This is a genomic window from Methylomonas sp. 2F7 (assembly GCF_057126975.1).
The window spans coordinates 4,533,320-4,546,282 of sequence record NZ_CP195203.1; the positions used below are offsets into that span (position 1 = coordinate 4,533,320).

Below are 12,963 nucleotides of genomic sequence, written 5' to 3' on the forward strand. Positions count from 1 at the left end.
GCTTAACCCAATTGATCCGCTGCTTTGCTGAGAATGTCTTGATGCTTGGCTTTGTCGATTTCTTCTTTCAAAATCTGTTCAGCGGCACGCAAAGCCAGTGAGGATACTTCTTTACGCAAGCTCTCTTTGGCTTGCAGCATTTCCTGCTCTATCTGGGCTTTTGCTGCTTCAAGCAAACGCTCGCCTTCTTTTTTGGCTTGATCTTTCGACTCTTCAACCAGCTGATTGGCGCGTTTCTGCGCTGCGCTGACGATTTCCGCCGATTGTTCTTTAGCTTCCTTCAGCAGGCTCTTGGCTTTTTTCTCGGCCAATTTAATTTCTTCCTGGCCTTTCTCGGCCGCGGCCAAACCTTCGGAAATTTTGGTTTTGCGCTCTTCCAGAGCGGCAATGATCGGTGGCCAGACATACTTCATGGTAAACCAAACCAGAAGTGTGAAAGTTATCATCTGCCCGATCAGAGTAGCATTGATGCTCATTGATGCTTTCCTCGTAATGCCGTTGTCATTCTATCGGTATGTGAATAGTGTTTAGCCTATTCATCTCAATCCGATAATTGCTAATTAACCTGCGACAGATTGAACGGCTGAAAGGAATGGGTTTGCGAAGGTCAACATCAGCGCCAGACCAACACCGATCATGGTTACCGCGTCAAGCAAACCGGCGATGATGAACATTTTGACCTGCAACATTGGAACTAACTCAGGTTGACGAGCAGCACCTTCCAGGAATTTACCGCCCAGCAGACCAAAGCCGATAGCAGTACCGATTGCGCCCAAGCCCAAAATGATGCCAACTGCGATAACTGTGAAGCCTTGTACGTTGGCAATTAATGATGCGAGTTCCATAGTGTCTCCTAAATATTGATATGAAAGTTGAAAATAAAACTATTAATGATCTTCGTGGGCCAAGCTCAAATAAACGATGGTTAACACCATGAATATGAAGGCTTGCAGAGTAATAACCAGGATGTGAAATACAGCCCATGGAAAGCCCAGCAACGGCTGAACGATAGGCGGCAGTAAGGCGATCAGGATAAATACCAGTTCACCGGCATACAAGTTACCGAATAACCGCAGACCCAGCGAGATAGGTTTTGCCAATTCTTCGACTGTTTTCAGCAGCAGATTGAACGGCATCATTTTCGGGCCGAAAGGCGTGCAAGTCATTTCCTTGGCAAACCCCATCAATCCTTTAACCTTGATGCTGTAAAAGAAGATCAGGAAAAATACGCTGATCGACAATGCAAAGGTACCGTTCAAATCGGTACTCGGCACCACACGCATGTATTCCATGCCCATCAAGCTACCTATCATGGGCAACAAATCCACCGGCAACATGTCCATGGCGTTCCACATGAACACCCAGCAGAAGATCGTCAACGATAGCGGCGCGATCAAAGGACTGCGACCGTGGAAACTGTCCTTAACTTGGGTATCGACGAACTCCACCAAGGTTTCCGCAATATTTTGCGCCAAGCCAGGCACACCGGATGTCGCTCTTTCCGCCACCGTTTTGAAGAACAGAATGAACAATCCGCCCAAAAACGCGGAGAAAAACAAGGTATCCAGATGCAATGTCCAAAATCCCTCACCCACCGACAATGGTGTCAAGTGATGGACTATATAACCTGTTGCGCCACCTTCAGTACTCATTTGTCCTCGCAAAAAAACTAATCACGCCACAAAAACAGCGCAAACCAAAAAACCGACAACACTGCGATGTAACCCACCATCAGCGTTAAGAAATCAACAGAGGGAATCTGTAACACGATAGAAAACAGGGCTACCGTCAAAATTAACTTAACCGTTTCGCCTGCATAAAATGCATTAACGATGCCCTGCGCGCCCAAATCCTTGGCCAGATAGATTTTGTAGGCAAAATACAGATTAGGCAGCAAAGCCACGAATCCTCCGAGTAACGGAGACACTGCACTTTTCCAACCGCCTATCAACAAAAATCCCGACGCCACCAATGCAGCCATCAGGACTTGTCCAAAAACTACTTTTCTGACAGTAGAAAAATCATTTCTAGCTGTCATTTACTTCCCCTTTCGTCTTGAGCTGGGCGATTATATCCAGCCAGCACTTCTAAAGCAAGGTAAGCACGTCCGGTAGGAACCAATTGGCATTGCCACCTTGTTGATTTGGCTAGACTATCCCTGCCCAACACTCGATCAACAGCAAGCACAGAGGCTTTATATCGAACTTTCAATCTCAACGCTTACAGCAATACACATGCCATTTTGTAAGCCACTGATTTTCTAAAATATTGCCAAAATAGGCAATGTAGCAAACCCGACAAAGCGCCATATCATGACCGGAATACGACATTTGCCAGCACCGAAGCACTCAATTGATTTTTTTTATGATGCCTTCCAGCTCTTCCAAACTGGTGTATGTAAAAATCAATTTGCCTTTGCCACTGCTCTGATGATTGATTTCCACCTTGGCGCCGGTTCTTTCACTCAAGTCCCGCTGCAACCGCAAGGTATCCGGGTCGATTTTTTTCACTGCCGCCGGCTTATCTTCATGCTGTTCGCGCACCAACTTTTCTACCGCCCTGACAGTCAAACCGTGTTTGACGGCTTTGTTGGCAATTTCGACTTGTTTGGCTTCGTCCAGCCCCAGCAATGCTCGAGCATGCCCCATTTCCAACAAGCCCTTGCCCAACATGCCTTTCACTTCACCAGCAAGCTCCAGCAAGCGTAACAAATTGGTGATCGTCGTACGCGACTTGCCTACCGCCGTAGCGATCTGCTGATGGGTGAGCTCGAACTCGTCCTGCAAACGATGCAGTGCCTCGGCTTCTTCCAACGCATTCAAATCCTCGCGCTGAATGTTTTCGATCAAGGCTATCGCCATCACCGAACGATCATCCAAATCCTTGATCAGCACCGGCACATCCTGCAACTCGGCTAATTGCGCCGCCCGCCAACGGCGTTCACCGGCGATGATTTCATATTTCTCGCCGTCTATTTTGCGGACAATGATCGGTTGGATGATGCCTTGCGCAGCAATCGAATCGGACAACTCCTTCAGCTTATCCGGGTCCATGTCCTTGCGTGGCTGATACTTGCCGCGCTGTAGGAACTCGATGGGCAAACTTTGCGAGTCTTGAGATTTTTCGGGCACCGGCGCGCTAACGTCGCCCAGCAATTCGCTCAAACCTCGCCCTAAACCGCGTTTTTTTTGCATCATTTTTTTGCCGCTTTTTCTTTTCTGATCATTTCACCCGCCAACGCGATGTATGCCATCGCGCCGCGCGAGGATTTATCGTAAGCCAACACCGGCACGCCATGGCTGGGCGCCTCAGCCAGACGAATGTTTCTGGGAATGGTAGTTCGGAAAACTTTGTCGCCAAAATATTCGATTAACTGATCGGAAACATCCTTACCCAAGCGACTGCGACTATCCACCATGGTTCGCAATATGCCTTCCAGATACAAACCCGGATTGACGCTATCGCGGATGCTGCGTAAGGTCGACATCAATGAAGACAAGCCTTCCAGCGAATAATATTCGCACTGCATGGGAATCAACACGCTATTAGCAGCCACCATCGCGTTCAAGGTCAGCATATTCAAAGACGGCGGACAGTCGATCAAGATGTAATCGTATTGATCTTTTATCGTCAGTAAAGCATCGGCCAGGCGGCGCTCGCGATGCTGCGCACTCATCAACTGCACTTCGGCTGCGGTCAGATCGGCGTTCCCTGGGATCAAATCAAAACCCAGCTGCTTATTTTTCACGACAATCTCGGAAACCGGCACTTCTTCCAGCAGTAACTCACAGCTGGAATATTCGATTTCTTCCTTATTCACCCCGCAACCCATAGCCGCATTGCCTTGCGGGTCCAGGTCGATTAACAACACCTTGCGCTTAGTTGCCGCCAAAGCCGCCGCCAGATTGACGCTGGTGGTGGTTTTGCCGACTCCGCCTTTTTGGTTGGTAATCGCAATAATCTTAGCCATGCTTGGGGTTCTCCAGTCGAATCAGGCAGCGTTCGGCGTCTATGCCGGGCACCATCAGCGGAATCACGCTGTATGTTGCGGCCAAGTCTATCAGCTCTTGCTCGGGCTGCTGACCTTTCATCGCCAGCAGTACGCCATCGTCAGCCAGCAAATGACCGGTGAGTTGCAGGATATCGGGCATGCTGGCAAAGGCTCGGCAAATAACCGTGGAATACAACTCAGCCGGTTGCAGCAGTTCAGCGCGGCTATGCACTATCACGACATTTTTCAACTTCAACTCCAGCACGGCCTGCTGTACAAAGCGGGTTTTCTTGGAGTTGGAATCGACCAAGGTGAAATGGCAATCTGGCCGACAAATCGCCAACGGAATGCCCGGCAAACCGGCACCGGTACCTATGTCCGCGACGCGCGAACCGTGAAGATACGGCAGAATCGCCAAGCTATCCAGGATGTGCAGACTGACCATTTCCAGCGGATCGCGCACCGCCGTCAGGTTATAGGCTGTGTTCCATTTGGCAATCAACTTGATAAAGCGCAATAACGCATCGTTACCGTGCTCACCGATATCCAGCCCGAGCGCTTTTAGGCCGAGCTCCAGCTTATCGCGACAAGCATCCATCAAGCGCTTTTCTTTTTCAGATGCACCAACAACAAGGAAATCGCTGCAGGGGTAATGCCAGGAATCCGCGAGGCTTGGCCCAAGGTTTCCGGTCGCTGCTTTTTCAATTTTTCGCTGACTTCGTTAGATAGACCGGACACTAGGCTGTAATCAACATTGTCCGGCAGTTTCAAATGCTCGTAACGCAAGGTACGGTTGATTTCAGTTTGCTGGCGATCAATGTAGCCGGCGTACTTGGCTTGTATCGCTACCTGTTCGGCCACTTGCTCATCCACTTCGGTTTCGTCGCTGAATCGCAGCAGACTCTCGACATCCACTTCCGGGCGACGCAGCATTTCCATCAGACTGGCTTCTTTCAACAGTTTTTTACCCCACAATTCCTCGGCCAAAGCAGCTTCGTCGGATTCGGTGCGTATCCACTTTTTGGCCAGCTTACCTTGCAGATTAGCAATGGCTTCGCGCTTTTCTTCAAAGCGCTGCCAGCGGGCATCATCAACCAGACCCAGCTCCCGGCCTTGTTCGGTCAAACGCAAATCGGCATTGTCTTCGCGCAGTTGTAAGCGGTATTCGGCGCGACTGGTAAACATGCGGTACGGCTCGGCAGTGCCGCGCGTGATCAGATCGTCGATCATCACGCCAATGTAGGCTTCGTCGCGACCGGGGCACCAGCTTTCCAAGCCCTTAGCCAGACGCGCCGCGTTTAAGCCTGCAATCAAACCTTGGGCGGCGGCTTCTTCGTAACCGGTAGTGCCGTTGATCTGGCCGGCGAAGAACAAACCGTTCATATGCTTAGTTTCTAAAGACGTTTTCAGATCGCGTGGATCGAAGAAATCGTATTCGATGGCATAACCGGGACGAACAATTTCCGCATTCTCGAAACCGAGCATGGTGCGGATGAAGCGATATTGAATGTCGAACGGCAAACTGGTGGAAATGCCGTTGGGATACACTTCATTGGTGGTCAAGCCTTCCGGTTCGACAAAAATTTGGTGCGAATCGCGGTCCGCAAAGCGCACGACTTTGTCTTCAATCGACGGACAGTAACGCGGGCCAACACCTTCGATAATGCCGGAATACATAGGCGACCGATCCAAACCGGAACGAATGATGTCGTGGGTTTGTTCGTTGGTTCGGGTGATGTGGCAACAGATTTGCCGCGGATGCTGCTCGCGGCTACCCATGAACGAAAACACAGGCAACGGCGTGTCGCCGTGTTGTTCCTGCAATTTGCTGTAATCTATAGTGCGGCCGTCGATGCGGGCCGGCGTGCCGGTTTTCAAACGACCGATGCGGAAGGGCAGTTCCCGCAAGCGTTCGGCTAACGCAATCGAAGCAGCATCGCCGGCGCGGCCACCGCTGTAATTTTCCAGACCGATATGAATACGGCCAGCCAAGAAGGTACCGGCAGTCAACACCACGGCTCGAGCATTAAACTCCAGACCCATCTGGGTTTTTACACCCACCACGCGTTCGCCTTCCACCAGCAAATCGGAAACGGTTTGCTGAAATAAAGCCAGATTGGGCTGATTTTCCAGCGCAGTGCGCACCGCTTGCTTGTAAAGCATCCGGTCCGCCTGCGCCCGGGTCGCCCGTACCGCCGGGCCTTTGCTAGCATTGAGGATACGGAACTGGATACCGCCTTTATCGATGGCCTGCGCCATAATGCCACCCAGCGCGTCCACTTCCTTGACCAGATGCCCTTTGCCTATCCCGCCTATTGCCGGATTGCAACTCATCTGCCCTAAGGTCTCAATGTTTTGCGATAACAACAGAGTTTGCGCACCAGAACGAGCAGCAGCCAAGGCTGCCTCAGTGCCGGCGTGACCACCGCCCACTACGATCACATCAAAGTCTTTCTGGAATTTCACAGGCATTCTATGTTCAAATAAAACGTTATTTTAATAGCTTGCGGAGAAAAAAGCATGAGAAAACAAAACCCCAGCAAGGACTTGCAAGCCAAGCCCTGCAAAAACCCGGTGGCGAAATTCGCCCATCAGTTCAACAAAGCGCAGATTTTCGCCGACAAAACCCGGTATCGTCGCAAAGCCAAACATGCAGGCCTGGAGCCTTTCGTAATCGTTGCCTACTCAGCAATTACGAAAGGCTCCAGGCCAGTCGCCATCGCTTCTGTCAACAAACAGTCGCGGGCACTTGCCGCTTAATGCCGCAGATTGAGGATTTCCACAGCAGTGAAAGCAAGCATAGAAGATAAAGTTCAAACCCGGATTCCCACCAAACACGGCGAATTCATTCTGCACTACTACAGCAACAGCCTCGATAAAAAAGAACATGTAGCCTTCGTCAAAGGCGAAGTAGCCGGCAAGGAAGACGTGCCGGTACGCATCCATTCAGAGTGTTTTACCGGCGATGTGCTGGGCTCACGGCGCTGCGATTGCGGCGAACAGCTGGATATGGCCCTGGATTTGATCAACACCGCCGGCTGCGGGGTCTTGATTTATCTGCGCCAGGAGGGACGCGGCATCGGCTTGCTGAAAAAACTCCAGGCTTACAATCTGCAAGACCAAGGCCTGGATACCGTCGATGCCAACATCAAGCTTGGCCACCTGGCCGACGAACGCCAATACGACATTGCCGCACTGATTTTGAATAGCCTGCAAGTCCGCTCTATCGAACTGATCACCAACAATCCATTGAAAATCGACGAACTGACCAAGCTGGGAATTAAGGTTAACAACCGTATCGCTATCGAAACCCGCATTCATCAAGACAATCTTGAATATCTGAAAACCAAAGCCGAACGCATGAGCCACATGCTGTCGATGCCTAACAGCAAATAACCAGCAACATGCTTGAACAATTGAAATTGCCGGTCTCGGCCTTGAAGCTGGCGATTGACTTGCCCAGCGCAGCGCCAAACGAACAACCCAACGCCATCCTCGGCCAAACGCGCGCCCAATCGGCTCTGGCCTTTGGCATTGCGATGAAGGCGCCGGGCTACAACATCTTCGTGATGGGCGATCCCGGCACCGGCCGCTTGTCCATGGTCAGCCATTATTTAAGCACCTATGCCGAACAGCAAGAATCGCCGCTGTCTTATGCTTACGTCGATAACTTCGAGAATCAGCGCGAGCCGGTGGCTATCGAATTGCCGTCCGGCGAAGGGCACAGTTTTGCCAAGGACATCGAAAAGCTGATCGACGACGTGCTGGCCACCTTTCCGGCCGCCTTCGAAAGTCCTAGTTACCAACAAAAAAAGACGGCCATAGAACGCCGCTTTAACCAGCGTTACAACGCCGCCATCGATCTGGTGGACGCCAAAGCCCGCGAGACGAGCGTGGCGCTGTACCGCGACAGCGATACCATCACTTTTCTGCCGATCCGCAACGACAAGGCGCTGGACGAAGACCAATTCACCTTGCTGCCGCAAGCCGAACGCGATGCCTTTCATCAACACACTGAAGAACTGGAAGAATTTCTCGGCGACGTATTGCTGGAACTGCCGCAGTGGCGGCGCACGCTGGTGGAAGAAACACGCCAGCTGGACAACGACACCATCAAGCAAGCCTTGGAGCCGCTGCTGGCCGAGCTGAACACCAAATACCAAAACGTCGACGACGTGATTACTTATCTGGCGGAGATCGAAAAAAGCCTAAGCAACACCATCGGCGAGTTGCTGATGCCCAGCCGCAGCCAGGATAGCCGGGAGATCATCGCCAAGCGCCTAGCGCTAATCGAGCAATATCTGCCCAATATCCTCGTAGATTGCAAACACGACGGCAACGGCGCGCCAGTGATTTACGAACCGCATCCGATCTATCAAAACCTGTTCGGCCGCATTGAGTACATCAGTGACCAAGGCACCTTGGTGACCAGTTACCGGCGCATTTGCCCCGGCTCCTTGCACCGCGCTAACGGCGGCTACCTGATCCTGGATGCCGAAAAAGTACTGACTTATCCCTTCGTTTGGGAAGGCCTGAAGCGGGCCCTGCAAGCTGGGCGTGTCGAAATCGAATCACCTTATTCCGAGCTGGGCATTAATACCATCACCCTGAAACCCGGCGTGATCCCGCTCAACGTCAAAGTCATACTGGTCGGCTCGCGCGACATTTACTATCTGCTGGAAGAGCTGGATAGCGAGTTCAACGAAATGTTTCGGGTGCTGGCCGACTTTGACGACCACATCAAGCGCAGCCCGGACAACGTTGCTCAATTCGTGCAATTGCTGAAACGCCACGCCGCTGACTCCGGCGCCAAAACCTTGACCGATGGCGCCTTGCTGCGCCTAATCGAATACAGCTGCCGGCTGGCGGAAAACCAACAACGTCTTTCCGCGCACGTGAACAGCTGCCTGGAAATCATCGCCGAAGCCAATTTACTGGCCGGACAAACCGATGCAGCCAGCATCGATAAAACCGAAATCGAACTGGCTCTAGCCGCGCGTGAGCAACGCAACGGCCGCATCGCCGAAGCGATCCTGGAAGAAATGCTGGAAGGCACCATTCTGATCGACACCGACGGCGAAGCCATCGGCAAGGTCAACGGCTTAACAGTGATGGACATTGGCGGCAGCAGCTTCGGCGCGCCAGCGCGGATCACCGCCACCGTTCATCCCGGCTCCAGAGGCATTGTCGACATCGAACGCGAAGTGGAACTGGGCCAACCCATCCATTCCAAGGGCGTGATGATTTTGAGCGGTTACCTTGGGCACTGTTACGCTCAGCAATTTCCGTTGGCCATCTCCGCCAGCATTGCGATGGAACAGTCTTACGGCCACATCGACGGCGACAGCGCCTCGCTGGCCGAGCTGTGCTGCCTGATTTCCGCACTGACGCGTACGCCGATTCAACAAGGCTTCGCGATGACCGGCTCGATCAATCAATACGGCGAAGTGCAAGCCATCGGCGGCGTCAACGAAAAAATCGAAGGCTTTTTCGAGCTATGCGCGGCGCGCGGTTTGACCGGTAAACAAGCCGTGATCATCCCGGCATCCAACAAACGCAATTTGATGCTGAAACAGCAAGTAGTAGACGCGGTCGAGCAGGGCCTATTTGCAATTTACACCGTATCCAGCGTCGATGAAGCGTTGAGCCTGCTGACCGGACAAGAAGCCGGCACCATCAATGCGGAAGGCCAGTACCCGGAAGGCAGCGTCAACTTCAAGGCCGTTGCCCGTTTAAAGGAAATTTCCGATATGTCCACTGACGAAGATAAGGAAACCGAGACGGGCTAAACCAGCCACGGCAGTTGGTCGGCGCAACGGCCCGATTGACAAGTAAAATCATGCGGTAGCGCTTCCATGTAGGGAGCATAAAAACGCAACTGATTTGCAAGCGGCTTCAGTCGAATGCCGCGACCAAACAATTGCAAAACAATTATTGATTACTAAGCCCCTCCAAACCAATCACTCAACGATATTCCGCAAAATCGATACAGTTGTTTATTTGCCCGAACGCAGATAGCATCATTTAAGCCACTAGATTTAATTTTCGCATCAACTTACTTTAACCGCTGCCTTTACAGGAGAATTGGTGTTGAAATTTTCTGACCATGACTTTAAAGCCAGGGTATTGATCGTCGATGACATGAAACTTATGCGGGAAATACTCCGCAAATTCTTGGAGTCAGACGGTTACCTGGTTCAATCCGCCAGCAACGGTTTAGATGCCTGGCAATTACTCAACGGCAGCGAACAACCCTTCGATATCGTCGTGACTGATCGGGATATGCCGCAGATGGATGGCATGGAATTGTTGGCCAAAATCAAAGGCGATCCGCGGTTTGCCGAGCTGCCGGTGATTTTTCAGACCGGAATTTCGTCACGGGACGCCATTGTGGAAGGCATCAATGCCGGGGTTTATCATTATTTGACCAAACCTTACGACGAAAAAGTTCTACTGGCTTTTGTGGCCTCAGCTATCGATGACAGCCGTCGCCACAAAGCGCTGAAAACCCGGATTACCAATAAGCGTGTAGCGCTAAGCTTGCTGCGCAAAGCGGAATTTGGCTTCCGGACCTTAAATGAAATCAAAGGTTTGACCACGCTGCTTGCCGACTTGTCATGCAACCCGGAAAAAGTCGCCACCGGACTTTCCGAGTTGCTGCTAAATTCTGTCGAACACGGTAATCTCGGCATCAGCTATCAAGAAAAAACCGAATTGGTTAGCCAGGGTCGTTGGCGTGAAGAAATCGAACGCCGGCTCAATCAGCCTGAATATGAAGATAAATTCGTGGTGGTTAAAATTGTCAGAGAAGCAACCCGCACCACCTTTACGATTAAAGATCAGGGCCAGGGCTTCGATCCTTCGAATTTCCTGACCTTCTCGCCGGAGCGCGCAACCGACCTGCACGGCCGGGGCATTGCTTTATCCCGGATGTTGAGTTTCGACTCACTTGATTATCTTGGAAACGGCAATCAAGTCGTAGCCACGGTGAACAGCCCGAGCAATTGATCGCGCTAAATTTACCATCAAAGGCATCAAGCCGGGCGCAACCGCTTAGAGATGCTTCTCCAATAATTCCAAAGACAAACCGGCCACTTTGGGTTGCCACAATGCCGGATTTACCGGAAACGCCTTAATAATCCCGGTGCGCTGGTAGCCGCGCCGTTCGTAAAACGCCATTAGCTCGGTCCGACAAGGGATCACCGCCATCACCAAATTCTTAACCAACCAGGCTTGCTTGGCCTCCGCTTCCGCCTCCGCCAACAAACGCTTGCCAATTCCCAGACCTTGCATAGCCGGCGCAACCGCCAACATGCCGATTTGCACCTGCTGATCAATTTTTTGTAAATGCACTGAACCCAGTAAATCAGCCTGCCGCCGACACAGCAGAATCATCGATTCGTCACGGCTGATTAAGTCCAGAATATCCGTAGCATCGGTACGCCGGCCGTCCAGCAAATCGGCTTCGGTGGTCCAGCCCTGCCGGCTGGATTCGCCGCGATACGCCGAATTGATCAGCGCCGCCAGTTGCTCCGCATCTACCGGCTCGGCTCTGGAAAATGTCAGTTCCAACATGATTAACCTCAAAAAACTCGCTCATTCGGCAAAACACCTTACGTGCAAATAAATCTTGCCGGAGCAGAAAAAATCCCGGCCTTGCTGCTAAGGTTTAGTGGCAAAACCTGCATCCATCTTCACCCACCAAGCCAGGAGCCCGTCAATGAAACCATGCCCAAAGTGTAATCGGGACGTGCCGCCCGCCGAAGGTACCTGCCCGCACTGCCGCATCGTCTTTGCAAAATATTATAAATACCACAGCGATAAACACACCCCAGCAGCGGAACGCCCGCAAGTTGTCATTACGATTGATGCCCCTAGAGACACAGTATTGGGCGACGACGCCTATCGCGATAGCGAAGCCATTTTTATGGGCCGCTGCCTATTATTACCAGGATTTTTGCTGTGGAGCTGGTTGCTGATTACGCCGGGCTTGGCTAGCAATGCGGTCGGCGAATCGTTTCTGCATCTGGTCAACCTGCCGTTTCACGAAGCCGGCCATGTGATTTTCCGGCCGTTCGGGCAATTTGTCACCTCGCTGGGCGGCACGCTGGGACAACTCCTGATGCCGACGATTTGCATGCTGACCTTATTGCTAAAAACCCGAGATCCGTTCGGCGCCAGCTTGTGTATATGGTGGGTAGGCGAGAACTTTCTGGATATTGCGCCGTATATCAACGACGCTCGTGCCGGACAACTACCCTTGCTAGGTGGCAATTTCGGCCATTCCGCGCCTTACGGTTTTCACGATTGGGAATATTTGCTGACAGAATCCGGCCTGTTGGCGCAGGATCATACTCTGGCAAAACTATCCCAGCTGCTGGGGGCGATATTGATGATCGCTGCGCTGATAGTCTGCGGCTACGTGCTGTTCAAACAACGGCAAGCGTTGACCGGGGCCAATCCGGACTAGGAGCGATTCATATCTCCCGAGAATTTAACCCAACCACGCTTTAACTTTCGCCTTCACCTGCGCTTTTATCTGCCGCGACCAACGGTAAATCTCGGTATCGACTATCTTGGCATGCGCCCATTGCAACCAGCCCATCACGGTGTGATAAACAAAAGCGATAATGGCAAAGGTCAACAACTGCGGCTTGGTCAATTTAAACACCCGCGCCACCAGCAAAGTGCCGAGCAACTTGGCGAACACTTCCAGCAAAATGCCCTGCAACAACAAGCCGTGCAATAGCAAAGACAAGGCCGCCAGGTTAATAGGCGTAACAATCAATACCGGAATCGTAAATGCCAACAAAGCCATAGCCGGCGAGGTTTGCGCCAACCAGCGTTCGGCGCTTTCCAGCCTGAGCAGCAAGGCCAGATAATGACCGCAGGCCGACAGAAAATCCCACAACCATTCCTCAATGATCAGCAGGATAGCCAGCAGGGTAAGCAGGAGTTTTTTCATGTTCATC

The 12,963-nt window shown here is 51.9% G+C and carries 15 protein-coding genes; 5 read left to right on the plus strand and 10 right to left on the minus strand.

Annotated features, from left to right (window positions below; genetic code table 11):
• Positions 1-2 precede the first annotated feature (2 nt).
• The 8 genes from ACR64Q_RS20385 to mnmG all read right to left on the minus strand — a co-directional run bounded on the left by ACR64Q_RS20385 (position 3) and on the right by mnmG (position 6,457).
• A complete protein-coding gene (locus ACR64Q_RS20385) occupies positions 3-476 on the minus strand; it encodes a F0F1 ATP synthase subunit B (RefSeq protein WP_026602690.1) in 474 nt (157 codons plus the stop codon).
• 84 nt (positions 477-560) lie between these two features.
• Positions 561-845, minus strand: a complete 285-nt coding sequence (gene atpE, locus ACR64Q_RS20390) for a F0F1 ATP synthase subunit C (RefSeq protein WP_020484117.1) — start codon at positions 843-845, stop codon at positions 561-563.
• Positions 846-887: 42 nt separating this feature from the next.
• A complete protein-coding gene (gene atpB, locus ACR64Q_RS20395) occupies positions 888-1,652 on the minus strand; it encodes a F0F1 ATP synthase subunit A (protein ID WP_026147085.1) in 765 nt (254 codons plus the stop codon).
• 17 nt (positions 1,653-1,669) lie between these two features.
• Entirely contained in the window at positions 1,670-2,038 is a 369-nt protein-coding gene (locus ACR64Q_RS20400; protein WP_313732926.1) for an ATP synthase subunit I, read from the minus strand.
• A 310-nt stretch (positions 2,039-2,348) separates the two neighbouring features.
• Entirely contained in the window at positions 2,349-3,197 is an 849-nt protein-coding gene (locus ACR64Q_RS20405) for a ParB/RepB/Spo0J family partition protein (RefSeq protein WP_026602691.1), read from the minus strand.
• Positions 3,194-3,970, minus strand: coding sequence for a ParA family protein (locus tag ACR64Q_RS20410; protein WP_026602692.1), 777 nt, complete (start codon positions 3,968-3,970; stop codon positions 3,194-3,196). The genes ACR64Q_RS20405 and ACR64Q_RS20410 overlap by 4 nt, the downstream gene beginning before the upstream one ends.
• Positions 3,963-4,589 (minus strand): 16S rRNA (guanine(527)-N(7))-methyltransferase RsmG, encoded by a 627-nt coding sequence (rsmG, locus tag ACR64Q_RS20415; protein WP_313732927.1) that lies wholly within the window; start codon positions 4,587-4,589, stop codon positions 3,963-3,965. Before rsmG ends, ACR64Q_RS20410 begins: the two co-directional genes overlap by 8 nt.
• A complete protein-coding gene (gene mnmG / locus ACR64Q_RS20420; RefSeq protein ID WP_036277597.1) occupies positions 4,589-6,457 on the minus strand; it encodes a tRNA uridine-5-carboxymethylaminomethyl(34) synthesis enzyme MnmG in 1,869 nt (622 codons plus the stop codon). The genes rsmG and mnmG overlap by 1 nt, the downstream gene beginning before the upstream one ends.
• 54 nt (positions 6,458-6,511) lie before the next feature.
• Here mnmG and ACR64Q_RS20425 point away from each other — a divergent pair, with 54 nt between their 5' ends.
• The 4 genes from ACR64Q_RS20425 (at position 6,512) to ACR64Q_RS20440 (ending at position 10,999) form a co-directional block, all read left to right on the plus strand.
• Complete coding sequence (locus ACR64Q_RS20425; RefSeq protein ID WP_020484110.1) at positions 6,512-6,751, plus strand: DUF7230 family protein; 240 nt, start codon at positions 6,512-6,514, stop codon at positions 6,749-6,751.
• Positions 6,752-6,778: 27 nt separating this feature from the next.
• Positions 6,779-7,387 (plus strand): GTP cyclohydrolase II, encoded by a 609-nt coding sequence (gene ribA / locus ACR64Q_RS20430; RefSeq protein ID WP_020484109.1) that lies wholly within the window; start codon positions 6,779-6,781, stop codon positions 7,385-7,387.
• A gap of 8 nt (positions 7,388-7,395) precedes the next feature.
• Entirely contained in the window at positions 7,396-9,780 is a 2,385-nt protein-coding gene (locus tag ACR64Q_RS20435; RefSeq protein WP_313732928.1) for a Lon protease family protein, read from the plus strand.
• Positions 9,781-10,078: 298 nt separating this feature from the next.
• Entirely contained in the window at positions 10,079-10,999 is a 921-nt protein-coding gene (locus tag ACR64Q_RS20440) for a response regulator (RefSeq protein WP_313732929.1), read from the plus strand.
• Positions 11,000-11,044: 45 nt separating this feature from the next.
• Here ACR64Q_RS20440 and ACR64Q_RS20445 read toward each other — a convergent pair whose 3' ends face one another.
• Positions 11,045-11,566, minus strand: a complete 522-nt coding sequence (locus tag ACR64Q_RS20445) for a GNAT family N-acetyltransferase (RefSeq protein ID WP_313732930.1) — start codon at positions 11,564-11,566, stop codon at positions 11,045-11,047.
• A 145-nt stretch (positions 11,567-11,711) separates the two neighbouring features.
• On the opposite strand from ACR64Q_RS20445, the gene ACR64Q_RS20450 reads away from it, so the two are divergent.
• Complete coding sequence (locus tag ACR64Q_RS20450) at positions 11,712-12,461, plus strand: zinc ribbon domain-containing protein (RefSeq protein ID WP_313732931.1); 750 nt, start codon at positions 11,712-11,714, stop codon at positions 12,459-12,461.
• Between the two features lie 24 nt (positions 12,462-12,485).
• Here the strand turns inward: ACR64Q_RS20450 and ACR64Q_RS20455 are convergent, their stop codons facing one another.
• Positions 12,486-12,956: a hypothetical protein gene (locus tag ACR64Q_RS20455; RefSeq protein WP_313732932.1), complete on the minus strand. Its 471-nt coding sequence runs from the start codon at positions 12,954-12,956 to the stop codon at positions 12,486-12,488.
• Between the last annotated feature and the right edge of the window lie 7 nt (positions 12,957-12,963).